This window comes from Devosia sp. (assembly GCF_965229025.1).
Taxonomy (GTDB): Bacteria; Pseudomonadota; Alphaproteobacteria; order Rhizobiales; family Devosiaceae; genus Devosia_A.
Window position 1 is genome coordinate 3,048,247 of sequence record NZ_OZ245853.1, and the last position, 26,549, is coordinate 3,074,795.

The 26,549-nt window shown below is 62.8% G+C and carries 22 protein-coding genes; 11 read left to right on the plus strand and 11 right to left on the minus strand.

All coding sequences use genetic code 11. The features are described from left to right. Positions 1-39: 39 nt before the first annotated feature. The 4 genes from ACO06J_RS14835 to ACO06J_RS14850 all read left to right on the plus strand — a co-directional run bounded on the left by ACO06J_RS14835 (position 40) and on the right by ACO06J_RS14850 (position 3,406). Positions 40-957, plus strand: coding sequence for a TolB family protein (locus ACO06J_RS14835; RefSeq protein ID WP_421761490.1), 918 nt, complete (start codon positions 40-42; stop codon positions 955-957). Between the two features lie 39 nt (positions 958-996). Next, positions 997-1,464 carry a VOC family protein gene (locus ACO06J_RS14840; RefSeq protein WP_421761491.1) on the plus strand — a complete coding sequence of 156 codons (468 nt, stop codon included), beginning with the start codon at positions 997-999 and terminating at the stop codon, positions 1,462-1,464. Positions 1,465-1,552: 88 nt separating this feature from the next. Beyond that, positions 1,553-2,449 (plus strand): NAD-dependent epimerase/dehydratase family protein, encoded by an 897-nt coding sequence (locus ACO06J_RS14845; RefSeq protein ID WP_421761492.1) that lies wholly within the window; start codon positions 1,553-1,555, stop codon positions 2,447-2,449. A gap of 27 nt (positions 2,450-2,476) precedes the next feature. Beyond that, positions 2,477-3,406, plus strand: coding sequence for an aldo/keto reductase (locus tag ACO06J_RS14850; RefSeq protein WP_421761493.1), 930 nt, complete (start codon positions 2,477-2,479; stop codon positions 3,404-3,406). 5 nt (positions 3,407-3,411) lie between these two features. Here the strand turns inward: ACO06J_RS14850 and ACO06J_RS14855 are convergent, their stop codons facing one another. Then, entirely contained in the window at positions 3,412-4,179 is a 768-nt protein-coding gene (locus ACO06J_RS14855; protein WP_421761494.1) for an SDR family oxidoreductase, read from the minus strand. A 119-nt stretch (positions 4,180-4,298) separates the two neighbouring features. Here ACO06J_RS14855 and ACO06J_RS14860 point away from each other — a divergent pair, with 119 nt between their 5' ends. From ACO06J_RS14860 to hisD, 5 genes are read left to right on the plus strand one after another with little or no spacing between them, the layout of a single operon-like run. Beyond that, positions 4,299-6,287 (plus strand): N,N-dimethylformamidase beta subunit family domain-containing protein, encoded by a 1,989-nt coding sequence (locus ACO06J_RS14860; protein ID WP_421761495.1) that lies wholly within the window; start codon positions 4,299-4,301, stop codon positions 6,285-6,287. A 56-nt stretch (positions 6,288-6,343) separates the two neighbouring features. Beyond that, positions 6,344-7,306: an ABC transporter substrate-binding protein gene (locus ACO06J_RS14865; RefSeq protein WP_421761496.1), complete on the plus strand. Its 963-nt coding sequence runs from the start codon at positions 6,344-6,346 to the stop codon at positions 7,304-7,306. A 59-nt stretch (positions 7,307-7,365) separates the two neighbouring features. Then, positions 7,366-8,223, plus strand: coding sequence for an ABC transporter permease (locus tag ACO06J_RS14870; protein ID WP_421761497.1), 858 nt, complete (start codon positions 7,366-7,368; stop codon positions 8,221-8,223). Next, positions 8,220-9,011 carry an ABC transporter ATP-binding protein gene (locus tag ACO06J_RS14875; RefSeq protein ID WP_421761498.1) on the plus strand — a complete coding sequence of 264 codons (792 nt, stop codon included), beginning with the start codon at positions 8,220-8,222 and terminating at the stop codon, positions 9,009-9,011. Before ACO06J_RS14870 ends, ACO06J_RS14875 begins: the two co-directional genes overlap by 4 nt. A 13-nt stretch (positions 9,012-9,024) precedes the next feature. Continuing rightward, positions 9,025-10,353: a histidinol dehydrogenase gene (gene hisD / locus ACO06J_RS14880; RefSeq protein WP_421761499.1), complete on the plus strand. Its 1,329-nt coding sequence runs from the start codon at positions 9,025-9,027 to the stop codon at positions 10,351-10,353. Between the two features lie 9 nt (positions 10,354-10,362). Here the strand turns inward: hisD and ACO06J_RS14885 are convergent, their stop codons facing one another. Then, positions 10,363-11,613, minus strand: coding sequence for an ROK family protein (locus ACO06J_RS14885; RefSeq protein ID WP_421761500.1), 1,251 nt, complete (start codon positions 11,611-11,613; stop codon positions 10,363-10,365). Positions 11,614-11,718: 105 nt separating this feature from the next. Continuing rightward, positions 11,719-12,588: a sugar phosphate isomerase/epimerase family protein gene (locus ACO06J_RS14890; protein WP_421761501.1), complete on the minus strand. Its 870-nt coding sequence runs from the start codon at positions 12,586-12,588 to the stop codon at positions 11,719-11,721. A gap of 258 nt (positions 12,589-12,846) precedes the next feature. Between ACO06J_RS14890 and ACO06J_RS14895 the strand changes: the two genes are divergently transcribed. Beyond that, positions 12,847-15,051: a glycoside hydrolase family 2 TIM barrel-domain containing protein gene (locus ACO06J_RS14895; RefSeq protein WP_421761502.1), complete on the plus strand. Its 2,205-nt coding sequence runs from the start codon at positions 12,847-12,849 to the stop codon at positions 15,049-15,051. A gap of 7 nt (positions 15,052-15,058) precedes the next feature. Here ACO06J_RS14895 and ACO06J_RS14900 read toward each other — a convergent pair whose 3' ends face one another. From ACO06J_RS14900 to ACO06J_RS14915, 4 genes are read right to left on the minus strand one after another with little or no spacing between them, the layout of a single operon-like run. Further along, a complete protein-coding gene (locus ACO06J_RS14900; RefSeq protein ID WP_421761503.1) occupies positions 15,059-16,090 on the minus strand; it encodes an ABC transporter ATP-binding protein in 1,032 nt (343 codons plus the stop codon). 36 nt (positions 16,091-16,126) lie between these two features. Next, entirely contained in the window at positions 16,127-16,942 is an 816-nt protein-coding gene (locus ACO06J_RS14905; protein WP_421761504.1) for an ABC transporter permease, read from the minus strand. Next, positions 16,939-17,835: an ABC transporter permease gene (locus ACO06J_RS14910; protein ID WP_421761505.1), complete on the minus strand. Its 897-nt coding sequence runs from the start codon at positions 17,833-17,835 to the stop codon at positions 16,939-16,941. The genes ACO06J_RS14905 and ACO06J_RS14910 overlap by 4 nt, the downstream gene beginning before the upstream one ends. Before the next feature lie 9 nt (positions 17,836-17,844). Then, positions 17,845-18,999 (minus strand): extracellular solute-binding protein, encoded by a 1,155-nt coding sequence (locus ACO06J_RS14915; protein WP_421761506.1) that lies wholly within the window; start codon positions 18,997-18,999, stop codon positions 17,845-17,847. Between the two features lie 347 nt (positions 19,000-19,346). Here ACO06J_RS14915 and ACO06J_RS14920 point away from each other — a divergent pair, with 347 nt between their 5' ends. Continuing rightward, a complete protein-coding gene (locus ACO06J_RS14920) occupies positions 19,347-22,427 on the plus strand; it encodes an alpha-mannosidase (RefSeq protein ID WP_421761507.1) in 3,081 nt (1,026 codons plus the stop codon). 49 nt (positions 22,428-22,476) lie between these two features. Here ACO06J_RS14920 and ACO06J_RS14925 read toward each other — a convergent pair whose 3' ends face one another. The 4 genes from ACO06J_RS14925 to ACO06J_RS14940 are packed head-to-tail and all read right to left on the minus strand — an operon-like array spanning position 22,477 to position 26,540. After that, positions 22,477-23,508, minus strand: a complete 1,032-nt coding sequence (locus tag ACO06J_RS14925) for a hypothetical protein (RefSeq protein WP_421761508.1) — start codon at positions 23,506-23,508, stop codon at positions 22,477-22,479. Then, entirely contained in the window at positions 23,505-24,275 is a 771-nt protein-coding gene (locus ACO06J_RS14930; protein ID WP_421761509.1) for a hypothetical protein, read from the minus strand. Before ACO06J_RS14930 ends, ACO06J_RS14925 begins: the two co-directional genes overlap by 4 nt. A gap of 2 nt (positions 24,276-24,277) precedes the next feature. Next, positions 24,278-25,099: a hypothetical protein gene (locus tag ACO06J_RS14935; protein ID WP_421761510.1), complete on the minus strand. Its 822-nt coding sequence runs from the start codon at positions 25,097-25,099 to the stop codon at positions 24,278-24,280. Beyond that, positions 25,086-26,540, minus strand: a complete 1,455-nt coding sequence (locus ACO06J_RS14940; RefSeq protein ID WP_421761511.1) for an OmpH family outer membrane protein — start codon at positions 26,538-26,540, stop codon at positions 25,086-25,088. Before ACO06J_RS14940 ends, ACO06J_RS14935 begins: the two co-directional genes overlap by 14 nt. Positions 26,541-26,549 lie beyond the last annotated feature (9 nt).

Here is a 26,549-nt window from a genome sequence, read left to right on the forward strand (position 1 = left end):
TATTCTCCCGGCGCGTTGCCGGCATCAGGCCCGGACCCCATGCCCCCCATTGCTGCTCCCAAGTTCACCCGTAGCGGCCGCACCCTTCTCGAAGGTCAGGTGGCTCGCCTCATCACGATCGCTGCGGACGGATCGGGGGAGACCCTGCTGCTCGAGGCCGACGAGGTTATCGAAGCGCCAAACTGGACGCCCGATGGCCGGCATCTGATCTTTAACGCGGGCGGCGAGCTCTGGCGCATTGCTGCTGATGGCAGCGGCACGGTTGAAAAGATCGACACCGGCCCGATCCGCGACCTCAACAACGATCACGTCCTCTCGCCTGATGGCCAGACCATCTATGGCAGCGACAATGATGGGCACATCTACGCTTTCCCGATCGGTGGCGGTGCCTGGCGCCGGGTGTCGAACATCCACGACACGCCGCACCACTATTATCTGCACGGCATTTCGCCGGATGGCCTGACCCTGTCCTACGTGGCCGTCGAGGGGCCGGCGGAGCGGCGGCGCATCAACATGTTCACCATTCCCGCCACCGGCGGCCCGGATACCCGTCTCAGCGACGTCGGCTATCCCAATGACGGGCCGGAATATTCGCCTGACGGGAGATGGATCTATTTCAGCTCCGAGCGCGCCGCGACGCAGCCTGGCCACTCGCAGTGCTTCCGCATGCGGCCTGACGGCACCGGCATCGAACAGCTGACATTCGACGAACGGGTCAACTGGTTCCCGCATATTGCGCCCGATGGGCAGTCGATCGTCTTCATCAGCTACCCCACCGGCACGACGGGCCATCCGCCCAACAAGGACGTCATCCTGCGCTTCATGCGCGCGGACGGGACGGGGCAGCGCGATATCGCCTCGTTCTTTGGCGGGCAGGGGACCATCAACGTCAACAGCTGGGCCCCGGACAGCCGGCGCTTCGCCTATGTCGCCTACCCAAGGCGCGACAACACCTGACATCGCCGGCCCTTCGCGCCGCGCATCATGGAGATTTCAATGCAGCCCTTTACCAGCCTCGGTCACTTCAACCTCAAGGCAACTGACCTGCAGGCCTCGATCGACTTTTACGCCAAACTCGGTTTTCCCGAGTTCCTGCGCCTGACGCAGGCGGATGGGCGCACTTGGATCGTCTACCTCAGGATCACCGATGAGCTCTATATCGAGCTGCTGCCGGGTGGCACGGGCCGTGCCGGTGACCAGCAGGCGGCCGGGCTCAACCACCTCTGCCTGACGACGCCGGATATCGAAGCCACCGCAGCGCACCTCGCCAAGGTCGGTGTGCCATTGGTCTCGCCACTCGATCCAGCCAAGCGTGGCGTTGATGGCAATCGTGGCATGTGGGTCGTGGACCCCGACGGCAACCGCATCGAGATCATGGAAATGGCGCCGAGTTGCGACCAGTACGAAGCGATCAAGGCGTTCCACGCCACCGGCAAGGCTACCACCCTGAAGCGGCCGATCTAGGCTTGGCCTTCACCTGCTCCAGGGCTAAACCATCGGCCGGGCGGGATGGCGGCTGGCCGATCGGCCACGGGCAAATTCAGGAGAACTCATGAGCAAGCGTATCGTTTTCACCGGCGGCAGCGGCAAGGCCGGACAACACGCCGTCGCCTATCTGCTTGCCCAGGGGCATAGCGTCTTCAACCTCGACCTCAAGCCGCTCAATATTGCTGGCGTCAATACGCTCAATGCCGACCTCACCGATAGCGGTCAGGTGTTCAACGCGCTCTCGATGCACTTCGACTTCGACGGCTTCAAGACCGGCAAGGGGCCGGCACCGGTCGATGCGGTTGTGCACTTCGGTGCCATTCCGCGCGTCCTGCTGCAGCCAGACAACGAGACGTTCAAGGCCAACGTCGTTTCGACCTATAACGTGATCGAAGCGGCAACCAAGCTCGGGATCAAGAAGATCGTCATCGCCTCGAGCGAGACCACCTATGGCGTCTGCTTTGCCGAAGGCGACCGGGACTATCACTCCTTCCCACTTGAGGAAGACTATGACGTGGACCCGATGGACAGCTATGGCCTCTCCAAGCTGGTCAACGAGAAGACGGCGCGCGCCTTTGCCATGCGCACCGGCGCCGATATCTACGCGCTGCGCATCGGCAACGTGATGTCGCCTGAAGACTACGCGAACTTTCCCGGCTATCTCGCCAATCCGCCGTCGCGCAAGCGCAACGCCTGGAGCTATATCGACGCGCGCGACCTCGGCCAGATCGTTGATCTCTGCGTCGGCAAGGATGGCTTGGGGTTCCAGGTGTTCAATGCGGTCAATGACGAGATTGTCGCCAACGAGCCAACGGCGGAGATCCTCCGCAAGTACGCGCCGAACACGCCCATCACCCGCCCGATGGGCGAGCGCGAGGCGCCGCTTTCGAACCGAAAGATCCGGGAAGTGCTGGGGTTCAAGGAACAGCACAACTGGCGCAAATACGTTCCCGGCGCCTGACCCTTTCCCCTTGCAAGGACGATTTTGATGAAACTCTACAAGGTTCCTCACAGCACGCTCGAGGTCTCGAGCGTGGTGCTTGGCCTGATGCGCATCGCCAAAATGGCCAATGCTGATATCCGCGCCCTGTTCGACGCGGCGCGCGACAGCGGCATTACGGTCTTTGACCACGCAGACGTCTATGGCGGTGAGCGCCACCGCTGCGAGGAGCGCTTCGCCGAGGCCGTGACACTCTCCGCCGCAGAGCGGGAAGCCATTGTCATCCAGAGCAAGGTCGGAATTCGCAAAGGCTATTTCGACTTCTCGCGCGACCACATCCTCGCGTCGGTCGATGGCTCGCTTGCGGCGCTGAAGACCGACTATCTCGACGTGCTGCTGCTGCACCGTCCCGACGCACTGGTCGAGCCTGAGGAAGTCGCCGAGGCGTTCGATACCCTCCATGCGGCCGGCAAGGTGCGCCATTTCGGTGTTTCGAACCAGACCCCGGGCCAGATCGAACTGCTGAAGACCGCGGTCAAGCAGGACCTGCTGTTCAACCAAGTGCAGCTCAGCATCACCCATTCCAACCTGATCGCCCAGGGCGTTGCCGCCAATATGGCCGGGTCGGACCAGTCGATCTCCCGCGATGTCGGCCTCATCGATTATTCGCGGCTCAAGGGCATGATGCTGCAGGCGTGGTCGCCGTTCCAGAAGGGCTTTTTCGATGGTGTATTCATCGGTGATCTTGAGAACTATGCCGAACTGAACAGCGAGCTCGATCGGCTGGCCGCCAAATATGGCGTGACCCCCACGGGCATCGCGGTGGCCTGGATCACCCGGCATCCCGCCAATATCCAAGTCGTCCTCGGCACCACCAACCCGCAACGCGTTCACGACAGCGCTGCAGGGTCGGACATCCTGTTGAGCCGCGAGGAATGGTACAGCCTGTTCAAGGCCGGCGGGCATATCGTCCCGTAAGCAGGCTAGATGCTCGCGAGGTAGCCACCGTCCACGTAGAGCACCTGACCCGTGACATAGGCGGAGGCAGGTGCGCACAGGAAGATGGTGGCGCCGATGAGATCGTCGAGTTCGCCAAATCGGCGCATGGGGAGCTTTGCCAGCATGGCGGCGCTCCAAGCCGGGTCCTCATAGAACCCGGCCGTCATCTCGGTGGCGAAGTACCCTGGCCCGAGACCATTGACCCTGATGCCTAAGGCAGCCCACTCGGCTGCCAGGGCGCGGGTCATGCCGGCAATTCCGCTCTTCGAGGATGTATAGGGTACCGCTGTGGGGATGCCGACTTCCGAGCTCAACGAGCAGAGGTTGACGATGGCCCCCGGCTGGCCCGCTAGGTGCGCTGCGAAGGCGCGGGCGACGAAGAAGGCGCCCTTGAGGTTGGTGCCAACGATCTTGTCCCATAGCGGCTCGGTGACCTCGAGCGAGGGGGAAACCTGCTCGGTGCCGGCATTGTTGATGAGCAAATTGGGGGTCAGGCCGGCGGCAGTAAGACGGGCGAATAGCGCTGAGATATCATCGACATCGGCGACATTGAGGGGTTCGACGTGCGCCTTGCGTCCCAGCGCGCGGATGGTGGTTGCGACCGATTCGAGATCGCCGATGCTGCGGGCGGCAAGAATGATATCGGCGTCCGCTTCGGCCAGACCCAAAGCGAGTGCGGCACCGATGCCGCGACTGGCACCGGTGACCAGTGCGAGCTGGCCGGAGAGGTCAAAGCGGTTGCGTTTGGTCATGGCTTAACCGTGAAAGACTGTCAGAAGTCTGCACTATGAGTGTGGTTTGGCCGTTATGGAAACACCGGTTTGCACAAACCCATCGATCCTGCCTCAATGCACAGCGATTGGAGACCGTCATGCGCCGCAAAGTCGAGCACCGCGCCCTCGCCATTGCCGGATATGTCGAGCCTTGGACGGGCACCGAACCGCTGCGACAGCTGAGCATGTCGGCCAGCGCGGAAACCACCTCGGTGTCCATTCGCCGCCTTGACCGCGATGGGATGCCCCGGATGGACTGGCCCGTGCAGAAACTGTCGGCAGTAGCGCACCGCGAGTTTTCGCAAGGCGCCTTCGCGGAGATCAGCAAGTTCGAAAGTCTCGGCGCTATCCGGAGTTTGCGCTTCGAGCTGCTGTTGACCGAGAACGCGGGACAACGCGTTCTCCTCGATTGCCGGAGTTTCTCACTATGGATCGAGGACAACCAACTCTCCCTCCGTCAAGATGACGTGCAGACTTGGCTTGCCCATGTCCCCGCGAAGCAGTGGCTGGACCTGGTCATCGACTGGAGCGAGCGGGAGGTGAGCATCAACGCAATTGACGACATGCGGCCCTACTCGATCTCGGCGCCGTTCGAAGCCCCTGCTCCCAACTGCTTCTGCTTGCTGTCTGATACTGATGAAGCCTTTCCAACATTGAACTGCCGGATGGCCAAGCCGCACCTGGCGGGAGAACGCGGCAATGCGGCCTGGAATTTCCCGACGCTGTTCACCGCCGAGCCGCTTTCGGCGGCGGGCGTCGAGCTGAAGCTTCACGGCAACCCGACGTTCTGTGTCACCTCGGCCCGATGGGATGGATCGGTGCTTGATCCTCGTCTCGATGCCGCGCACTACGACGCGATCCACTTCCACGATACCGATATGGCCGGGCTCGACTGGCCGGCGAGCTATGAGGTGCTCGTACCGGAGACGGCTGAGAGCGGCGCTTATGCCTTTGAGCTGGTCGCGGACGGGGTGACGGAGCGGATCGCCTTCTTTGTCGCCCCTCGCGTGGCGACGGCTGCGGTGTTGTTCATCGTCCCCACCTCGACCTACCTCGCCTATGCCGACGAGTACCTGCCGCCGCATCTTTACGAGTGGTTCGGCACGGACCGCGGACACGTCTTCGCCCGGGACAACCAGTTGCGCTCGCTTTACGACTATCACTCCGACCAGAGCGGCGTGTCGCTGGTCTCGTCGCGCCGGCCCAAGGCGACGCTGCGCGACGACTATCGCTACCCGCTCTGCGGCGATCCGCACAACCTGCCGGTCGACCTGCACTTCCTGCGCTTTTGCGCGCGACACGGAATCGCGGTGGATGTGGCGACGGACGCAGAGCTTCATGCCGAGGGGCTGGCTCTGCTTTCGCCCTACCGTTGCGTCGTCACAGGAAGCCATCCGGAATATCTCTCCGTCCGGATGGAGCAGGCTTACAGGGACTACGTCTCCCAATCCGGCGACCTCGCCTATCTGGGCGGCAACGGGTTCGCTGCCACGGTCGCCTATCGCGATGACCTGATGGAGTTGCGGCGTGGACCGACCCAGGCGGGGCGGACATGGGACGGGCCGCTGGCCGAGATGGGGCTGGCGCTGACCAATGAGCCCGGCGGCTATCTCCGCGATCGGGGACGCGGCGAATACAGCCTTGTCGGCGTTGGTATTTCGCTGATGGGGTTCAGCCCGGGCCGCCCCTATGTCCGCACCGCGCGGAGCCACGAGGACGACCTTGGGTGGCTGTTCGACGGTGTGTCGGAGAGCTTTGGCGATAGCGGTATCGTCCTCGGTGCGGCGGCCGGCTACGAAGTCGACGCGGTGAACTATCATCTGGGCAGCCCGGAGGACATCATCATCCTCGCCACCGCCAGCGGCTTCCCCGACGCTTATGTCGACGATTCAAATAGATGGTTCGAAGGGGGCGAGGCCGAACGCCGGGCGCACCGGCGCGCGGATATGACGCTATGGCGCCATAGCAGGGGCGGCAGCGTGTTTTCGGCCAGCTCAGTGGCCTTTCTGGGCGCTTTGCCGGGTGAGGGCGGGGACAACGATGTCGGCAGACTGACGCTCAACCTGCTGCGGCACTTTTCAAAGTGAAAGCGAGTGTGCCAAATGCGGATCTGCTCAAGAACGCATCAAAAAAGGAACTGCCCATGAAGTTTGCATCCGCCGCTCTGTTCGCGCTCGGTCTCGGCCTCATGGCCGCGCCCGTGCAGGCCGAAACCATCAAGATCGGGCTGCAGCCTTGGCTTGGTTATGGCCCGCTGTGGATTGCCGAGAAGCAGGGCTTCTTCAAGGAGCAGGGTGTCGACGTCCAGCTCGTCAACTTCAGCTGGGACGCCGACCTTGCGGCAGCGCTTGCCAGCGGCAACATCAACGTCACCTCAATTGCCACCAACGGGCTGATCCTGCAGCGCAATAACGGCATCGACCTCAAGGCGTTCATGCTGATGGACGGCTCGACCACGGCCGACGCCGTGCTCTCCAACAAGTCCGTCAACTCGATCACCGAACTCAAGGGCAAGAAGGTCGCCTATGAGCTCGGCGCCACGAGCGACCTGTTGATCAACTACGCCCTCAAGGTCAACGGCATGAGCCTCAAGGACATCGAGGCCGTGCCGATCAACGCCTCCGACGCCGGGCTGGCGCTGATCGCGGGCCGTGTCGACGTGGCGGTGACCTACGAACCCTATATCTCGGCCGCCCTCGCCCAGGGCCCCGATTTCAAGATCCTGTTCTCTGCCGGCGAAAAGCCCGGCCTGATCAGCGATATCCTCGCCGCACAATCCGATTTCCTTGCTGCGCACCCGACCGAGTTGCAGGGTATCATCAAGGCCTGGGACCAGGCGGTCACGTATCTGCGTGCCAATCCCGATGAAGGTGGCAAGATCATCGCCGATGCCGTCGGCTCGCCGATCGACGAGTTCAAGACCGCGTTTGCCGGCGTACAGCTGTTCGACATCAAGGAGAACCTTGCCGAACTCGATGGCGACTTCCAGGCGACCGTCGGTGAGATCGGCGCGCTGATGCAGGAAGCCAAGCCCGACGAGATCAAGACCATCCCGACCGGCGACGAAATCCTCGACCTCACCGCCCTCAAGGGCCTCGCACAGTAAGGCTGGCGCGGCGCCTTCCCCACCCAAACCCGGGGGGCGCCGCCCTATTGTCTCCGACCATGCCCAACAGTCCCACCGTCGCCGAGGCGGCCGCTCAAGGCCGCGCGGATCGCCGCAAAGCCGAAAAACAGGCAAGCCTGTTCCGGCTGCGCCAGCCCATTCCCCAGAACATCTTCACCAGCGTCGGCTTCGTTGTGCCGGCGCTGCTGGTTCTGGTGTGGATGGCGGTATCGGGACTGGGACTGGTCAAGCCGCTGTTCCTCCCCAGCCCGTTCGCAGTGCTGGACGAGGCCTGGCGTCAGCTCTCGACCGGTATCCTGTTGCAGGACGCGGCCGTCAGCACCTATCGCATTGTCGTCGGCTGGCTCTCCGCCATGGTGCTCGCCGTTCCGATCGGCATCCTGATGGGCAATTTCCGCATCTTCGAGGGCGCGCTTGAGCCGTTGATCTCCACCGTGCGCTACATGCCGGTGGTGGCGCTGATCCCGCTTTCGATACTCTGGGCGGGGATCGGCGACGAGCAGAAGATCCTGATCCTCTTTCTCGGCACGTTCTTCCAGATGGCGCTGATGGTGATGGACAACGTCAAGAACATCGACATCAACCTGATCCGGGCCGGCCAGACGCTGGGCTTTTCCGACACGGAAATCCTCTGGCGCATCATCCTTCCTGCGGCCATGCCGGGGATCTGGGACACGTTCCGGATCACCATCGGCTGGACTTGGACCTATCTGGTCGTCGCAGAACTGGTGGCCGCGCAAACTGGGCTCGGGCGCCGCATCATGGATGCGCAGCGCTATCTCGCGACCGACACGATCATCTTCGGCACGCTGTTCATCGGGCTCCTCGGCCTCGTGACCGACCTGTTGTTCAAGCGGGTCGGGCGCTCGATGTTCCGCTGGGCGGCCGACCGATGAGCGCGCCAAAAGTTGCCATCGACGCGGTCGGCAAGGTCTTCGGCACCGGTGCGGGGGAGTTCCTCGCCATCGACCGAATCGACCTTGAGATTGCCGCCAACGAGTTCGTCTCGATCGTCGGCACCTCCGGCTGCGGCAAGTCTACGCTGCTCAACATGGTGGGCGGGCTCAGCGAGCCGACTTTTGGCGACATCCGCATCGACGGTACGCCGGTAATCGGGCCGGGCCGGGACCGCGGTTTCGTGTTCCAGGGTTACAGCCTCTTTGAATGGCTGACGGTCGAGGGCAATATCCGGTTTGCGCTGGAAAAATCGGCGCTGAGCAAAGCCGACAAGGCCGCACTTGTGCGAGAGTTCATCCAGTCCGTGGGCCTGTCCGGCTTCGAGAACGCCTATCCGCGCCAACTCTCCGGTGGCATGCGGCAGCGCGTGGCGATTGCCCGGGCGCTGGTCTACAAGCCCTCGCTGCTCCTGATGGACGAGCCGTTCGGCGCGCTCGACGCACAGACCCGCGGCATGATGCAGGAGCTGCTGCTCAAGGTGTGGGAAGAGCACAAGGTCACGGTGCTGTTCGTTACCCATGACGTCGAAGAAGCGATCTTTCTTGCCGACCGGGTGGTGGTGCTGGCGTCGCGCCCGGGCCGCGTCAAGAAGGTGCTGCCGGTCAAGCTCGAGCGGCCACGCCGCTTCGATATCGTCACCAGTCCAGAATTTTCCGCGCTGAAGCGTGAGATCCTCGCCGATATCCGCGAGGAAACCCTGAAAGTCATGGCGCTCGACCCCGCCTGACGGAGATCTTTCAATGACCAACCCTGTAGCCCTCCACGAGCTGAGCCAGCTCTCTGCTGCCGAACGCACCGAACTGCTGACTCGCAGCGAGGCTGATCTCGGCCCGTTCATCGAGAAGGTGCGCCCGATCATCGAGGCGGTGCGGACTGAAGGCGATGCGGCAATCGCCCGGTTTGCGCGCGATTTCGACAAGGCGCCGGTCGATGCAGAGCACCTGATGGCGACGGAAGCCGAGTTTGACCAGGCCTTCGCTGAACTCGAGCCCGAAATGATCGAGACGCTGCGCTACTCGGCCGACAATATCCGGCGCTTCCATGAAGCGCAGATGCCGCCCGAGATGTGGATGAAGGAAATCCGGCCCGGCGTGCTGGTCGGCGAGCGCACGACGCCGATCGACGCGGTCGCCTGCTACGCGCCCCGCGGCAAGGGGTCGTTCCCGTCGGTCACCCTGATGACCACGATCCCGGCGACAGTCGCCAAGGTGCCGCAAGCCATCCTCCTCACGCCGCCCGGTCCCGACGGACGGATCGATGCGGCGACCTTGGTTGCAGCGCGATTGGGCGGCGTGGAGCGCGTCTATCGCGTAGGCGGGGCGCAGGCGGTGGCGGCTGCTGCATTTGGCACGGCCAGCATACCGAAATGCCTGAAGATCATCGGCCCCGGCAGCCCATGGGTGGTGGCCGCCAAGCGGCTGCTGTCGGACCGGATCGACACCGGCCTGCCCGCCGGCCCCAGCGAAAGCATGATCCTTGCTGATGAGACGGCGAACGGCCGGATCGCGGCGCTAGACCTGATCATTGAAAGCGAACATGGTCCGGACTCTTCGGCTTTCCTCGTTACCTGGTCGCGCGAAGTCGCAGAGGCGGCGCGGGCGGCGGTGCCCGAATACTGGAAACAGATGAGCGACTTGCGAGTCGGCTTTTCGTCGACCGTGCTCGGGGGCAGCAGTGGCGGCATCGTGCTGACCCGGACGCCGGAGGAGGCCTTTGCCTTCATCAACGACTATGCGCCCGAGCACCTGCAGGTGATCTCGAAGCAACCGCTCGAACACCTCGCCCATATCCGCAATGCCGCTGAAATTCTCCTCGGCGAATTCGCGGCGGGCTCGATCGCCAATTACATGATGGGCCCCAATTGCGTGCTTCCTACTTCGGGCTGGGCACGCACCCATTCGGCGCTGGGCGTTCGCGACTATCTCAAGAGTTCGACGATCGGGCAGATGACCCGCACCGGCTTTGACGAGATGGCGCCCCATACCCACCGCTTTGCGACCTATGAGGGCTTTGACGCGCACGCCAACGCCGTCTCCGGCCTGCGGCTGGCGGCTTGGAAATCGAACTAGGACCCGGACCTACCGATCAAACGGCCGGCGGTCCTGGGTGACCTGCCGGATGTAGAGGTGCCGGAAGTTCGGGCTGGTGTTGACGAAGATGGGGAGAATGGCGGCGCCCCGCACCGCTGCATCCTCGATCAGTTCGGCCGCCACCAGCCTGGCCTTGCTCCGGTCGCGGCGCGCCGCCGGCGTGGGGCGCAGTGGGTAGGCCATATCGACGAGGGTCTGGATGATCTGCCGCGGCATGGCGCCGCCGACGGCGATGAACTCGGGATCGAACAGCACTTCGAAGACCGCTGTTACGTCGCGCAATGTCTCTGATGCGGACTTCAGCCACTCCATCAGCCGCTGGTCGCGCACCTGGTGCAGGCGAACCACCAGCTCAGGCAAGAGGTCCGTCTCGTTGACCCCGCAGGCCTTGGCAAGACCGCCCATCGACAGCACGTCCACGGTCTTCTGATCGGGCCAGACGGGGGAACCGTCGAGGCCGAATACTGGCAGCAGCCCCATCTCTCCGGCGTTGCCGAAAGCACCCTTGAACGGCGCGCCATCGATAATCAGGCCGGCACCGGTGCCCTGCCCGACATAAAAATACACAAACGTGCTGGTTCCGGTGTCGCCGCGATGGAACCGCTCGCCGATGGCTGCAGCCGTCGCATCGTTTTCGACCAGCACCGGCAAGCCGCAGAGCGTCTGCAGTTCCTCGGCAAAGCCGACATCGCGCCAGGCTTCCCAATGCGGCATCGAAAAATCGAAGTCGTAGACGGCCGAGCCGAACGTCGGCAGCACCAGCCCGACCCCCCACACCTTGTCGCGCGGCACGTCCGCCTCGGCGAGGGCAGAATCCAGCTCAGCGGCGACGCGCGCCAGCGTGTTCTTGGGCAAGCGGGTGTCGCAGGCAATCTGACGGCGCACCAGCACGTCGCGCTTCAGATCACTGACGACGAGCAGGCACACGTTGCGGTCGAGGTGCACACCAACCGAAAAGCCGGCCCGGGCGTTGGGTTCAAGATAGATCTGCGGCTGCCCGCGCAGACCGCTGGAGCGGCCGGCTTCGGTGATCAAGCCCTGATCCAGCAGTTCGCGCGTGATCGAGGAAATCGTCTGCGGCTTCAGCCCAATGACGCCACCGATCTCCACCCGGCTGATCGGCCCCTTCTGGCAGATGGTCTCGAAAACCAGACGGCGATTGGAGATGCGGGCGTCCTCGGCCCGCCGCGCCTCGATCACCACCCCACCATTGTCAGAGGTCTTTTTTGCAGCCGACATATTTTATACCTGGAGCGTTCCAGCCTGATCGCGTCGCGTCACAATTCACAGCAGCAGCTGTACCACAAGTCATCGCGCGGACCTGTGTCGAGCGGGGTTATTCACCTAAAGGCCAAGGGATTTCAGAACCGCCCGGTTGTGCCGGGCGATCGGGAGAGGCTTATCAGGGGGACAGGGATACATATCCTGTTCGTAGACCGCGAAACCGTCGAAACCGGCGGCATCGAGAAATGCCTTCACCTCGGCGAAATCGACAATCCCGCGCTCGAGCTCACACATGACGCCCGACTGGAAGCCGGTGATGTAGTCGATGTTGTTATCCTGGATGGTCTTGAGCAGCACCGGATCGACATTCTTGAAATGGTAGTACGGAATCCGCGTGGCGTGCCGCCGCATGAAGGCGACAGCATCAGCACCCGTATAGGCGTGATGGCCAAAATCGAAGCAGAGGCCGACCAGATCGGCGGGGGTTTCGGCCAACAGCCGCTCTACCTCCTCTTCCGTCTCGACGCCCGAGCCGACATGGGGGTGAAAGGTGAATTTGAGCCCATGCTCCTCGACTACGAACCGGGCGGCTTCGGTGGTGTTGGCAATCATCTGGCGCCAGGCGTCCGGCGCCAGCGCCCGGCTCTGACCCTCGGTGGGGAGGCCACAGTCATCCATGAGCACAACCCACTCGGCGCCCATGGCGTTGAGCAGTTGGCAAGTCTGCGCCAGGCGCGGCCGGAGGCTGTCGAGCGCATCCGTTGGCGCCAAGGGGTGCACCAGCGCGGAACCGCAAATGCTGAGCCCACGGCTTTCCAGTTCGTCCGCCAACTGGGCCGGGTCGGTGGGCAGGTAGCCCCAGGGGCCGGTCTCGGTTGCGGTGAACCCCGCGTCGCGCACTTCATCCAGATAGCGTTCCCAGCCCACCTGCCGGGGATCATCGGCGTACCAGACGCCCCAAGCGTCAGGTGCGGTCGCGAGTCGGATCATGGGACGGCCTCGGTTCGCAAAAGTGCTATTTAAATCATGATACTGTACAATAATCATCGGAGATGCAACTCACATCGCGGCCGGTAGGAAAGCTGCAGATGATCCAATGGTTTGACAACGGTGCTCGGGGACGATTGCCGCGCCACGCCTCACACTTCATATCCTGTCAGGCGATTTGCTTGACCGATAGCCTTGATAAAACATGCTATTGGAACTTAAATGGAGGCGCTTCCTGAGGCCCGAGCAAGGGGATCGCCAATGCGGTCGGTGACGTCGTTCAACGAGAATTGGGTGTTCGAGGACGAGCACATCGTCCGCCTGCCGCACACAGCGGTGGAACTGCCCTATTCCCACTTCGACGAACGCGTCTACCAGCGCGGCTTCACCTACCGCAAGACATTCGAGGCGGGCGCAGACTGGGCCCAACGCGAAGTGTCCCTGATCTTTGACGGGGCCATGGCGGATGCGCGGGTGCTGGTCAACGGCACGGAGGTTGCCGCCCACAAGGATGGCTACACGCCGTTCGAGGCGCGGCTGACCGGGTTGCTAGAGCCCGGCACCAACACAGTCACGGTCCTGATCGATGGCAGCGAGAACCCGGCGATACCGCCCTTCGGTGAACTGGTCGATTACCTGACCTATGCCGGAATCTATCGCGACGTCTGGCTCCGCGCTACGGCGCCGGTGTTCATTGCGTCGGTGAAAGTCGAGACCCCTGATGCCTTGGCGCGGAACAAGCGTGTCAAGGCCAGTATCGAGCTCGCCAATCCGCAGCAGCGCGCCATCGCGGGGACCTTGCACGCTGAGCTGGTGGAAGCCTCCGGAGCAGTGATCGCCCACATGGAGGTCGAGGTCACGTCCGAGCAGGTCGAGATCGGGATCGGGATCGACGGGCTTGCCGACATCCGGCTCTGGGATCTCTCCGATCCGGCGCTCTACACGCTACGATTGACCCTTCGCACCCCGCATGGCGAAGACACGACCAATACCCGCTTCGGGTTCAGGCAGGCGGAGTTCACCGTAGACGGGTTCAGGCTCAACGGCCGCGGGGTGAAGCTGCTGGGTCTCAACCGGCACCAGTCGTTTCCCTATACCGGCTATGCGATGGGCCGCGCTGCGCAGGAGCGGGATGCAGAAATCCTTAAGCACGAGCTGAAGCTCAACATGGTGCGCACCTCGCACTATCCGCAATCGAGCTGGTTCCTCGATCGCTGCGATGAGCTGGGGCTGCTGGTGTTCGAGGAGATCCCCGGCTGGCAGTATATCGGCGGCGCCGAGTGGCAGCGTGAGGCGGTGGAGAACGTGCGCCGCATGATCCGCCGTGACTGGAACCACCCGTCGATCGTCATCTGGGGCGTGCGCATCAACGAGTCACGGGATGACCACGCGTTCTACGCCGAGACCAACCGCGTTGCCGCCGAACTCGACCCGACCCGGGCCCGCGGCGGGGTACGCTGCTACACCGATAGCGAGTTGCTCGAAGACGTCTATACGATGAACGACTTCATCCTCGGCCTTGACGAGCTCGGCGGCAATCGTCCCCGCACACCGCTGAGGCCGCAGCAGGAAGTGACCGGGCTCGACCATCTTGTGCCGTACCTTGTCACTGAATATAGCGGCCACATGTACCCCACCAAGATCACCGACCAGGAACAGCGGCAGATCGAGCATGTGACGCGGCACCTGCAGGTTCTCGATGCGGCATTTGGAGACCCCCAGATTTCGGGCGTCCTCGGCTGGTGTGCCTTCGACTACAACACCCACAAGGATTTTGGCTCGGGCGACCACATCTGCCATCACGGCGTTATGGACATGTTCCGGGAGCCGAAGTTTGCAGCCTCGGTCTATGCCAGCCAGTGCGACCCGGCTGAGGATGTGATCCTCAAGCCCGTTACCATCTGGGCCAATGGCGAGCGCAACATTGGCGGCGTGCTGCCGCTGATGATCCTCACCAATTGTGACGAGGTCGAGCTGCGCTACGGCAACCATGAGCCGAAGCGCCTCGGGCCGGACCGCGAGAGCTACCCGCATTTGCCGCACGCTCCCGTGGTCTTCGACCGGCGGCATTTCACCGATGGGGAACTGGGCCTTTGGGGCGACGCCTGGGTCGATGGCACGATCAGCGGCTTTGTCGGTGGCGAAAAGGTCGCTGAGGTGCAGTTGCTGGCCAATCCGGTGGCGACGGAATTGGAGGTCATTGCTGACCGTCCGGCGATCGGCACAGCAGACACTGTGCGCATCATGGTGCGGGCACTCGACCAGGCCGGCAACAAACTGGCGCACTTTTCCGAACCGGTCGCCATTGCGGTGCATGGGCCGGGGCGGAGGATTGGCCCGGCGCTGGTGTCGCTCCGTGCCGGCGCTACAGGGTTCTGGATCGAGGCCACTGGACCGGGCGAGATCACCGTCGAGGTGACCAGTGAGCGGCTCGGGACGGTCAGCGGGACAATCAGGGTCGCATAGAGCCGGACTAGAGACTGCGATAGGGCGGCGCACCATCGCGATAGACGGCGTAACGCTTGGGCTTCACCCTTAGCACACTGCCTTCCCGCACCGGGTTGGACTTGTCGAGGTGGACAGTGATCGCCGTGCCATCGGCATGCGCCCCCTCGGCGAGAAGGAACGGGCCGAGGTTGACGACGCGCTTGACGACCAGTTCGGTGCCAGTGTCGGCGATCTCGAAATCCTCCGGCCGAATCCCGAGGATGGCCTCGCCGTCCGCTATCGGTGCGTCATGGGTGAAGGCGCCAGCGGCGATCTTTCCACCTGCCACCGCCCCCTTCACCATGTTCATCGTGCCGATGAAGTTGGCGACAAAGGTCGATTCCGGATTGGCATAGATCTCATCGGGCGTCCCAACCTGCTCGATGGCGCCCATCGACATCACGACGATGCGGTCGGCAAGCGCCAGGGCCTCGTCCTGGGCGTGGGTAACGAACAGCGTAGTGATCCCGAGCTTGCGCTGAATCAGGCGCACTTCCTCGCGCAGCCGCTCGCGCAGATGCTGGTCGAGGCTGGCAAAGGGTTCATCCATCAACAGGATTTTGGGTTCCAGCACTAGGCATCGCGCAATCGCCACACGCTGCTGCTGGCCGCCGGACAATTGCCGCGGCATGCGCTTGTCGTAACCCTCAAGCCCGACCAGAGCCAAAGCCTCCATCACCTTGCGGGTGATGTCACCGCGCGACATCTTCCTGAGCTTGAGCCCGAAGGCGACATTGTCGAAGACGTTCATATGGGTCCACAGTGCGTGGCTCTGGAACACCATGGCCGTTGGCCGCTTGTTCGGGCGGACGCTGGCGACGTCCTGCCCATCGATCAGCACCTGTCCGGAACTCGGCAATTCGAAGCCGCCGATCATGCGTAAGAGGGTCGACTTGCCCGAGCCGGATGGTCCGAGCAGGCACACCAGTTCGCCATCGCCGATATCGAGCGACAGCGGGCTGACGGCGGCAACCGACCCGAACACTTTCGAGACCCCAGCAAGACTAAGCCTGGCCATACATCCACTTTCCGAACTGCAATTGTGACATGCGCATCATCCGCCGAGCCCCTTGGCAAAGGAGTCCGAGCCCATGACGCGGCGAGCAAGCAACAGAGCCACCAGCGAGGGAACCCAGAGCGCAACCGAGAGCACGGCGCCATACTGGACGACCAACTGGTTGTTGATCATCGACATCATCAATAGCGGCATGGTCTGCACCCGCGGCGCGCCGACAAGCCAGGCTCCTTCGGTTTCATAGAAGGTCCAGACGAAGGTCATCAGCAGCGCGGCGCCGATCGCCGGCAGCGCCTGCGGCAGGGTGATGTGCCAGAAGACCCGCAGCGGAGATGCGCCGACATCCATTGCTGCCTCTTCCATATTCTTGCTGACGCCCTGGAACGCCGCCGTGGGCAGCCAGATCATCAGCAGGATGGTGTTGAGCAGCTGGATGATGATGACGCCTAGATAGGTGCCAACGAGGTTGAGGCTGAGGAACAGCACCGCGATCGAGATGATCAGCGCAAAGCGCGGAAAGGCGTTGCCCATCAGGAACGACATCATCAGCCACTGCTTGGCAGGAAACTGCATCCGGGCGAAGGCATAGGCTGCGGGCAGGCAGATCAGGGCTGAGAGCGCGGTAACGATGGTCGAGAGCTGGACGGAAGTGAAGAACGCCGCCCAGACATCGGGCCGCTCCAGCACCTTGAACCAGTATTTGAGGCCCCACTTGGTCGGCAGGATCGAGGGATAGAACCACTGCTCGGTGAACGCCCAGAGGAACACCGTGGCGATCGGCAGCAGCACGAAAAAGATCAGGAAGATGGCCAGCACATAACCCGGCCAGTCGAGGCGCTTGAGGAATGCGATCACTTGACGGCCTCCGCGGCACGGCGCTTCGCAATCGAGCGCACATAGGCGAGGCCAGCCACGGAGCAGAGCGCAAAGACGATTGTTGCCTGTGTCGAAGCCTGCAACGGATCGCGCACGGTCGAGAACGTCCTCAGCATGAACGGCCCCATCATTTCAGGCGAGGTCGGCCCGAGCATGAAGGGCATGAAGGCCTGCCCGAACAGCCCGAGGAAATTGAGCGAGGTCACCACTAGCAGCGAATTCTTGATCTGCGGCAGGATGATGCTGGTGAGAATGCGCAGGCGCCCGGCGCCAACATCCTCAGCGGCCTCGATGGCCGAGGTGGGAATACTCGACATGCCGGCCGTCAGCACCAGCAAGGTAAACGGCATCGCATCCCACAGCATGCCGATGACCGGACCCCATGGAGTGAGATAGGGCGACTGAAAGCCATTGATGCCGACAAGTTCCAGAAGCGTCTGCAGCAGCCCGTTCGGGCCCATGTATCGGATCAGCGCATAAACGATGATGATGCCGGGAACGAACATCGGGAACAGCGCCAGCACCTGGACGAAGATCGCCAGCCTGCTCTTGGAAAAACGCAGGTAGATCGCAATCGGCAGGTTCACCACGATCAGCAGGATCATGGTCACCACCGTGGTCCACAGCGTGCGTCCCAGATTGGTGAGGCTGTAGCCGTCAGTGAAAAAGAACAGGTAGCTGGCGATCGACCAGTTGTAGGTGCCGTCCGGCTGCTTGACGTAGATGGTGCTGAAGATGCTGCGAAGCGCCGGAAAAAACAGGAACACCGCGATCAGCAGGATCGGCAGGGCCACAAAGAGGAGGCCGACTGGCCTCCCCTTCTGTTCCGCCCCATTGGCTAATGGGACGGAGCTTTGAAGCGTGTCGCTCATCGGCGCAGTTTATCCGCGGGTGAGGTTGGAGGCAACTTTGCGGTACCAGCCATCGAACAGGTGCGGTTCCCACGGGCCGGGGAAAGTCGGGATCGAGGTCGTCGCGACATTGGCGAACTTTTTCTGCAGCTCGGGCGACATTTCCGACCAGTTGATGCTTGGGAACCCGCCCAGATCGCTCACCACCTTGTTCTGAACTTCCGCAGAGATCAGGAAGTCGGCGAGCTTGAGCGACAGGTCCTTGTTGGCGGCAACGGTGGGCACCAGCACACTGGAATAGCCGCCGATAAACGCCAGGTCCTGCAACTGCGCAACCGAAGTGGTGTCGGGAACGACCCCCTCATTCATCGCCACCAGCGCCATGTCGGACCAGGCGATGGTCATCGAGATCACACCGCTCGCGAGCAGCTGGATGGACGGCGTATTGCCGCCCGTATATTCGCCACCCTTATAGAGCGAAGGTGCGATATCGTTCAGCAGCACCCAGAGCTTGTCGAACATCGGGTTGGCGTAGTCGTCGGAGTAGTTATCATTGGTAAACAGGCTCTCGTCCCGTCCCATGACTTCCTGCAGCGCCCGCTCGATGAAGCACGCGCCGCTATCGCCCTGATCGGGGCGGGCGTAGGCGAACTGGCCGGGGTTAGCCTTGATCCAGGCAATCAGTTCCTCGAACGTCTTGGGCGGGGTCGGGACCTTTTCGCCATTGTACATCATGACAACCTGCGAGCCGCGATACGGCAGCGCCCACTTGTTGTCGATCACGGCCGGGTTGACCTTGGCCATGTTGGGCAGCCCGAGCGTCGAGAAGTCGACCCAGAGCCCGGCTTCGATGGCGCCTGCGGGGTGATAGGGTCCGATGGCTTCCATCATGTCGATCTGCGGATCGGTCTTGGACTGAAGCGCGGCAAAAGCGCGCTCCGACAAGGCATCCATGGACGCGCCGCCACCACCCGAAACGAGGTTCAGGCTGGTGCCCGGATTGGCCGCCTCGAAGGCCGGCTTGATCGCCGAGGCCCAGAACTCGACGACGTTGGTGTCCGAGTTGAAGAAGATATCGAGGGTGCCTGCGGCCGCATTGGCCGTACCGCCCATCAAACCGGCTGTCAGCCCACCAAGGCCGATAGCTGCACTGCCCTTCAGAAAGTCACGCCGTTTCAAAACCATATCAGGCCTCCTAGTTCCCTACCCCTGGATGTCGATCTGTGCCGAGCAGCGGCGCAGATCAAAACGCTCTGTGCTGGATGGCCCTTAGCCATCCGTCGCAGGCGGTCGTCACGAATTTAATAAGGTAGCCGGTATTTATTCAGACCTGTCAAGCGTCAAAACCGAGCTGGACGCCACCATCACCTGCAGGGTGCAGAATGGAAAAACTCCCTCATATGTATGGAAAAATCTCCAGAAACGTGGAGAAATACGGGGCAGTGCTTTAAGTCCAGTCTTATCAATTATTCTGTGATCGACGCCGACCGTAGGTCCGAGTTATCACGCTGGAAAATCTCTGGAGAGCAAAAATGCGGGACTATCGTGATCGTCAGCGCAACCCTGAGCAGCTGGCGCAGCACCTTGAAGTTTGGCAAAACGAGCTGACGGCATGGGAGCTCTATGACCGTCGCCGTCTGGGATCGTGGACGCTGACAGCCCCCGACGGGGACGTTCGCACCGTTTCGGCGGGCGACGCCTGGTCCAACCGGTTTGGCATTCATCGATTCCGTTCGGAGCTGATTTCCGACGCCGCGCCCGCAGCCGAGTTGCGCCTGGACTTCGGCGGCGAGGCCCTGGTGCGCCTCCGTGGCGCGGATGGTGCGCAGCTTGATGCCTTCGGCGCCAACCCCAAGCACAAGCGCTTTGCGCCCGTTCCCAGCACGCCATTCTACATCGAGGCCGAAGTTGCAGCCCGGTCGCTGTTCGGCATTCCGAACCGTGACCCCCATCTCGAGATGGCGGAGCTGGTCAGCGTTCACACCGAGATCCGCGCATTGCGCCGCCGCGTCGAGACCATCCGCAACACCGCACTGACGGTAGAGGACGCCGAGCTGGCGCGGGCGCTCTATGAAGTGGCCGCAATCGGGCTGTCGCAGTTGCGCCTCCCGACAGCGACCGCTGTGGTCGGTCCGAGGCTTGCCGATCAGAACTGGGCCCGGGACATCTGGGAGCGCAGCTTCGAGCCGGCAGAGGTGCTCACCAAGCTCGACGACGCAGCGCTCGCCTCGGCGGCAGCGGCTGTCGCCGCGATCGATGCTGGCCTCGCCGAGTTGCGGGCCAAGTACCCCAAGCAGGGCAAGATCCTCGCCACCGGCCACGCCCATATCGACTATGTGTGGCTCTGGCCGCAGCCCGAGACAGAGCGGAAGATCGTCCGCACCTTCAACAGCGTCAACTCGCTGATGAAATCGCATCCCGAGTTCACATTCCTGCAGTCGTCATCGCTGATGTACAAGCATGTGGAACAGCTCGATCCGCCGCTGTTTGAAGCGATCAAGCAGCGCATCGCCGAAGGCCAGTGGGAGGTCAACGGCGGCATGCTGATCGAATGCGACACCAACATGCCCTCGGCGGAGGCGTTCGTCCGCCAGTTCCTGTTCGGCCAGTCCTATTTCGAGCGGCACTTCGGCGCCATCAACAAGACCGCCTGGCTGCCCGACACGTTCGGCTTCACCGGGGCCATGCCGCAGATCATGCGCCACGCCGGGATCGAAACCCTGGTCACCATCAAGGTGAGCTGGAGCGAGACCAACAAGATGCCGGAGAACCTGTTCCAGTGGAAAGGCAATGACGGCTCCACCGTGCTGGTCCACACCTACAATGCCTATGACAATGACGGCTACAACATGCTGATGCTGCCGCAGGCGCTCGACGAAGTCTGGCGCAAGCATGCCGGCAAGGACCTCTCGGACACGGTGATCGCCACCTATGGCTGGGGCGACGGCGGCGGCGGCCCGGACCCCGACCAGATCGAGGCACTCCCGATCCTCAACCTGATGCCGGCGCTGCCGTCGATCACCCACGGCAATCTGCAGGCCCATATCGACCGCCTCGGCATCGAGCTGAAGGACGCGGCGGTTCCGACATGGTCGGGCGAGATGTATCTCGAATATCACCGCGCCACGCTGACCACGCAGGCGCGCACCAAGCAGCTCAACCGCCGTGCCGAGCTGGCCCTCGTCGCGGCCGAAGCCGCTAGCGTACTCGCCGCGCTTGCGGGTGACGCAACACCGATGCCGGCGCTTGCCGACGACTGGGAACTGACGCTGCGCAACCAGTTCCACGACATCCTGCCCGGCTCATCGATCCACGAGGCCTATGAGCAGACTGGCGCAGAGCTCTCCGGCGTCGTCGCGCGCTCGGAAGCCATCGCTGCTGCAGCGCTTGCGAGCATTGCATCCCGAAACACAGGCGATGTCGCCGGCGTCGCCGTTGCCAATTTCTCGGGCAGCGCCAAGCCGCACTGGCAGATTGAGTCTAGCACCCCCCTCCCCGAAGGCCTCGCAGCCCAGCAGGTGGGTGACAGCTATGTCGTCGCCTCCGACCGGGCGCTCGCCCCGCTCAGCGTCGGCTTTGTCGCCGAGGCCAGCCAGCAGAGGGTCACTGTCGCCGACCGCCTGCTCGAGAACGATCTGGTCAAGGTTGTCCTCGACAGCCACGGCCGCATCGCCTCAATCTTTGACAAGGGGCGCAAGCGTGAATTGGTCGATGGTGCGGCCAACCGGCTGATGGTCTATCGCAACGACCTGCCGCGCAACTTTGACGCCTGGGACATCGAGCCCGGCTTCAGCCTCGGCGGTGAGGAACTCTTGGCGTTCGACAGCTGCGAAGTGACCGCCACCGGCCCGTATCTGGGCGAGATCACCATCGTGCGCAGCCTCGGCGCCAGCCGCATCACGCAGAAGCTCCGCCTCTGGTGCAACAGCCCGCGGCTCGACATCGTCACCGATATCGACTGGCATGATCGCCGCACCTACCTCCGGGCTGCATTCCCGGTGAATGTTTTGGCGGAACAGGCGGTGTTCGACCAGGCCATCGGCGTGACGCAGCGCGCGACGCATGACAACACCACCTGGCAGCTGGCGCAGTTCGAGGCCTGCGGCCATCGGTTTGCCTCGCTCGGCGAGGCCGACTGGGGTGCGGCGCTGCTTTCGGCCGACAAGTACGGGTTCTCGGCCAAGGGCAATGTGCTGACCCTCAGCCTGATCCGCGGCCCGATGTTCCCCGACATGCTGGCGGACGAGGGCCATCACCACTTCACCTATGCCATCATGCCCCATGATGGCCGGTGGTGGAGCGACGAGGTGCAGGCCGAGGCCGATCTGGTGGTCGACCCGCTGCGCTTTACCCCGGCGACAGCCGCCGCTTCCTACGACGTTGCGCCCATCGCATGGTCCGGGCTCAACATGCGGCTGCACGCGCTCAAGCCGGCCGAGTCTGGCGAAGGATATGTCCTCCGCGTCTCGGAAACAGGCGGTCGCCGCGGCGACTTCAAGCTGAGCCTCACCAACGGACAGGCCTGGCATTATGTCGATGGACTGGAACGTCCTCTCGATAGCAGCGCCGCCAGCGCCTTCACGCCGTTCCACCTGGCCTCGGTCAAGTTCTAGACCAGGTCTCCTGAGCGGTCCGCCCTACCGGGCGGGCCGCCTGCGCGGATCAGTTGGTCTCTGGCGTGCTGCGCCGGACGCGGATTTCGATCCTGCGGCGATCCGGATCATTCAGTGCCGCGCCGCCACCGGGCGAGAGCAGGTCACCTTTCCGCAGCAACTGACCTGCAGACAGGGGCACGACTTTCATCCCCTTGAGTTCAGGCTGGTTGCGCAGCACCCGTGCAACTTCGATGGCACGCGCCAGACCGAGGCCCGCATTGTCGACCGGGATCAGTTCCTGGTCCGTCTCACCGTTCAGCGCCGGTAGAGCCACGCGATCGAGATTGGATTCCTTCTGCTCTCTCGGCTCGATCACCTGTTCGTCGGTGTGACCGACAATCTCGATGACATCGGCATCGTACTGGCGGAGCAGCGCGGCGATCTTGGCGGCCGCGTCCTCAACCAGATAACTCTCGAAATCGGGCGTGATCTCAGCGCTTCCGGTCTTGAACCGATACTTGTTGCCATCGAGCGAGATGATGGGCGGCCAGCGGTTGCCAGGCGGAGTGCTCTCCGCGGCCGGCCCAGCAGCCACAGAGCCGACGAGGCTCTCAAGCTGAGGTTCCGTCAGGCTCCCTGCCCCGGCGCTGACCAGACGGTCGAGCACGGCCATCAGTTTTTGCACCTCTTCGGCACTGGCTGAACGTCCGGTCGTGTCGCCGAACACCGTTAACACCTGGGCAAGTTCATCTGCACTCTCGACCCCAGAGGCCGCTGCGACTGTCTGCATGTCGCGGGCGAGGACGATGGTCTCCCAGAGCTTGGAAAAATCGGCTGCCGAAAGCTTTGGCACTCCGCCGGGGAACAGCTTCAGAAGCAACATCTGCAACTGCAATGCCGCTTCGGGGAGCGCCCTGGCATCGAGGCCTGCGGCAACAGCGACCTGCTGCTTCAGCCCTTCGATTTCCTTGTCCTTGTCGAGCAGCGCCGTGGTCGAAATCAGCAGCAGGCAGAACAGCAGCAACAGCAGGATTTCGGCCATGGTGAAGCCTAGGACTACGCCGCGCCGATGACCCCGCTCGCTCTCCGCGACGCTCATCGACGCGCCTCATTACGGGGCTCTGGAAGTGGAGCCCAGAACGCCAGCCGCCTCCACCAACTCCCCCGGTTCCGCCGGCGGCGCAGGCTATCGGGGATCTCGGCCATTGCCGCGTTGATATCCTGGAGCAGCGTCAGTGTCGTTTCGAGCTCTGCGCGCGCTTTGGCCAAGGTCTCCGCGTGCGCTTCGGAGCCCAGCATATCGACCAGAACTTTGGAGGTCGCCTCCGCGCGGCTGCGATACTCCTCCATGCTTTCAACGGCCATCTGCTGCTGGGTACGTCCGAAATGGGAGAACTCGAGCAGCATGCCGTTCAGTTCCTGCCGCACCTTGCGGGCGGCTTCGGACAGCTCGAGGCGCGACTCGTGCTCCACCTCGATGGGATCGCGGCGAAAGAGATTGAAGACGATCCGCAAAACGATGCCGGCAATGGTCGAGGCCACCGCGACGCCGAAATTGCGGATGATCTCGGCAGCGTTGGTGCCGTTGGAATACTGGATCAGCGTCACCGCGAGGCTGGTGAGCGTATAGATGAAACCCATATAGTAGAAATTATCGCCGGATTGGTCACTGCGCAGCCTAAGGCCGCGGAACAGCCAGATGCAGAGCGCGTACGAAATCATCAGCAGCACTGGCACCAAAGTCACCAGCACCGCGTCGACGTTCAGCGCCTTGGCGAAGACGATGTAGAGGACACCGGCGACCGAAAAGACGATGAACACCACTGGACCGGTCGGATCGGCCTTGCGCATCTTGGGTTCGGTCATTTTCACATCCCCATCAACGCTGTGAGCCTGGCGGGGCGCTTGGAGTTGCTCGCTTCTGCCCATTGCAACCAGAACGCGCTCAGTTCTGCCGGGTCAATCCTGGCAATACCACGCCGCACCAGCCAGAACTCGATATCGGCACCGGCAAGGTCCGTTGCGAGCCGATCCTTGGCGAGGCGGTCAAACGCTTCGAGTGAGAGCCCATCCCGGAAATGTGAATAGGCTTTGGTGTGTTCGATCATATCGGAGATCACCACCAGACGGGACGGAATGGCCCGGTCATGGGCCGAAGTCAGGTGCTCTGCAGCGATGCGCTGGATGGTTTCGAGGATGGGCGAGAAGTCCTGCTCTGTCCCGACAATCCCGGTCTGCAACGCCTCCTCGGCCTTCTGCGAATACTCCGTCTCCCAGCGTTTTTTGGCCAGCTGCGGGTTGCCGGTGACGGGGTCGATGTCCGAACCATCACCGGGATTGCATCTTGCCAGCACTATGGGGGAGCTTTCGGCATCAGTCTTCAACAGGCGCAGTTCGAGCAACCCATCCTTGGGAATTGTCGCCACCAGATCGTGCAACTTCTGCAGCACCTGGGTCTGGGTGACCGAAGCGAGGGCATCGGTCGTATCGATCAGCACCAGCGTCTGTGAGCTGTAGCCGGCTTTGGGGCAGAGGGTCGCTAAATCCCTCGGCACATAGTCGGCGCGGGCTTTCAGCAATAGCCAGGTCAGGCCGCCGGCGAGCGCGACCAAGAGGCCTGCCAGCATGAGGACGAGGGCTACCTGTCCGGCGCGCCCCCGCTGACGTCGGCCGCGCCTAGGCCGTGCCATAGGGAGCGTCCGGCGCCAGCTTGTCGAGTTCGCGGTAGCGGTCGAGACCACGTTCAAACTCGGCCGTCACATCGGCCATCACCTGCTGCAGGTTCTGCTGCGCGGCATCGATTTTTTGCTGAAGCGCCTCGGCTGTGATCTCGTTCATGCCATCAATGCTGCCGGCGAGGCGGTCGAGCTTGAACGGCTCAAGAAAATCCGCCGGTGCCGGGGCGGATCGCGCGGCGGTATTGGCATCACGATATGTGCGCAGCAGCTGGTTGGCGGCCTTTTCGAGCTGGCCCTGATATTCCTGGAACAGGTTCAGCAGCTTTAGCCGGTGCGCCAGGATCGCCTGGTGCTCGGTCCGCCGCTTGGCGATGTCGGTGCGCAACTCCGAGACCGCGTCCTGATAGTCCTGCCGGACCTGGCTCAGGTCCTGGATCTTGGCGCGCCGCTCATCGGCATAGGCCTGGCGCGCCTTACGCATCGTGTCGGCGACTTTCTGGTAGCCGGGGAACTTGTCGACGAGGCTCAGCCCATCGACCAGCGCCACCAGCGCAAACAGCACCCCGATGGCGAACAGCAGCCAGGATTCGAACTGATCCAGCTGCAATGGCCGGGACTGCAGCCGCGCCATCACCGCATCACGCGCCTGCTCGGCGAAGGCGGCGGTTGGCGCGCGCGTTCCGGCCGCCTCGCGATAATGCGCCAGCCCCAGATTGAGGGCCGCGGCCCAGGCAAAAAACAGCAGAAGCGATAGGAATCCGAACAACTTTCGGAAGAAATTCCGGTGATAGAGATTAGGCACCAGGATCACGGCAAAGAACACCGCAACGCCCACGTTCAGCACCGAGAACAGCAGCGCCTCGATGATCCCGCCAACGAGCCCAAGCTCATTCCCACCCGAGAGGAAATAGCCGTTGGCGACGATCTCGGCAACGACGAGCAGGGCGATCACCAGCAGCTTGGTGACTAGGCCCAGCGCCGATTTCTTCTCGGCCGGGCGCCGGATGCGGTTGTCGCTTTTGAAGCCTTTGAGCGAGTCTTCGGCCTCGGTCAGGTCTTTGCGCAGGCCATGCAGGTCGTCGAGCGCCATCTGCTGCTCGGCCTTCAGATCGGCGAGGCCGCCGTGGGACACCTCCTCGATAGCGCCGAAGCGAGACTCGAAATCAAGATCCGTCAGCCGTTCATGGAAGGTGGCAAGCTGGGCCTGCAGTTCGTCATAGGCAAGTTTCTGCGCGGCGCCGATCTGCTCGACGATTTCCGCCTCAACGGCGTCGATCGTACGGGCATCGGTTGCGGGCTGGTTAGCCGTACCTCTCTCGGCACCCCTGGTCTTGAGGTCGAGCTCCCGCTCAAGCCGCTGCACATCAAGATCGTTGAAGGTCTGGACAGTGGGCCGGTAGGTGTGCGCCGGCCGGCCAAGTGCGCCCCGCAGCCTTTCCAGTGACTTCAACATGGTTACAAC